At 69.6% G+C, this 1,617-nt stretch carries 2 protein-coding genes; both read left to right on the top strand.

All coding sequences use genetic code 11. The features are described from left to right. Positions 1-291, top strand: a 291-nt coding sequence (locus tag AC5LSR_RS19750) for a hypothetical protein (protein ID WP_493468798.1), incomplete at its 5' end; no start/stop codon positions are given. Positions 292-484: 193 nt separating this feature from the next. After that, positions 485-1,617: radical SAM protein (locus tag AC5LSR_RS19745; RefSeq protein ID WP_493468797.1), on the top strand; the 1,133-nt coding region annotated here is incomplete at its 3' end.

Below are 1,617 nucleotides of genomic sequence, written 5' to 3'. Positions count from 1 at the left end.
AACACCAGACAGGCCCCGCGGGTCACCGCCGTCATCGAGCATCTCCGTACCGACGCCGCGCGGGATGCCTACCTCGCCCGCGATCTCCTCACCAGCCAGTTCCACGTGACGCTCCCCGACGCCGCGCGCACCCAGCTGAACGCCACCATCCGCGAGGCCGGCCTCGGAACGCCGCTGACAGCCGACAACCTGGACAGCCTCATGAGCGCCGTACACCAGAGCGAAACCGCCCTCACGGCCCAGCTCACGAACGTTAATCCGGCCACAGAGACTGGATTTTTTGTAGTTTAGGAATGTCAGCAGAATGGGAAGAATTCTTTTCCCGGTGCGGAAAATGACAGTTCTCCTGTTACGGCGAACTGCACAGGAAATCAAGTTGAAAAGACGAGAAACCTTTACCTCTCACAGATCATCCGTGCTGCCGATGTCGACCACCGCGACACCGACACCCGGACTGTCACGATCATCCCTGAGGCATCCACCCATGACCATGACCGATCCGCCGGTTCCGCCCATCTTCACCGCCGGCGACAGGGCCCGGAGCGGCACCGGCCACCCACCCGCGCCAGGCCGTGACGACGATCCGCAGCGGATCAGCCAGGTCGGCTACGGCCGGTTCCGCAGCATCGACCTGCACATCACCGAGGCCCGCCACCCACGCCGTCCCCGCTGCCAGCCAGGCGGCCGGTCCGAACCGGGGCGGAAGATGAGCTGGTCGCAGATCTGCACGGCGCTGGACGTGTGGCGGCAGCTGGGCGGAACGGCCCTGACTATCCTCGGTGGGGAACCCAGCCTGCACCCCGACTTCGTCCACGCCCTGCGCTACGCCCGGGCCATCGGCTACGACGAGATCACCACGGTCACCGACGGGCTGGCCCCGGCCGCCCGGACACTGCGCGGCCTCGCCCCCACCGAGCTCGCCCACGTCCAGATCAGCCTGGACGGCGGCTCCCACCTCACCCACGACCAGCTCCATGGCCCGGGCGCCTTCGCCACCACGATGGCCACCGCCGCCGACCTGACCGACCGCGGTTTCGACGTCCGGTTCACCTGCACGGTCAGCCGCACCAACCGCGACGACTGCCTGAAACTGCTCGGCCTCGCCGACAGCCTCGGCATCCGCCGGATCACCTACCAGGCCCTCTCCCCCCTAGGCCGTGGCCGGGCCGACCACGACGCGGCGCTGCCCCCACGGGAATGGATCGCCTTCTACCAGCAGCTCCCCCACGCCGCGGCCGGGCACAGCACCGACGTCCACTACCAGCCCGCTCACGCCTTCCCCGACACCCTCGACGCGTTCGCCGCCGCGGGCTACCCCGGCTGCCGGGGCCGCACCCTCGACCGGATCTCCCTCTTCCCGGACGGCCGCTGCTACCTCTGCTCGGCCCTGGCCGGCACCGACCTGCACTACGCCACCATGACCCCCGACGGCACGATCACCCTCAACCGCGGCGACAACGAGTTCGACCTGTTCACCGCCACCCTGACCCGCCCGGCCTGCGGCGCCTGCACCCTCCGCCCGGCCTGCCGCGGCGGCTGCCCGGCCGAGACCGTCCTCACCGGCAGCGCCTCCTGCGCCGACGACCCGGGCATCCTCCCGGTCTGCCGGCTGTGGAC

This window comes from Protofrankia sp. CiP1_Cm_nod4, assembly GCF_982290645.1.
The sequence above is the reverse complement of the archived record's forward strand: the minus strand, read 5'-3'. Positions and strand labels throughout refer to the sequence as shown.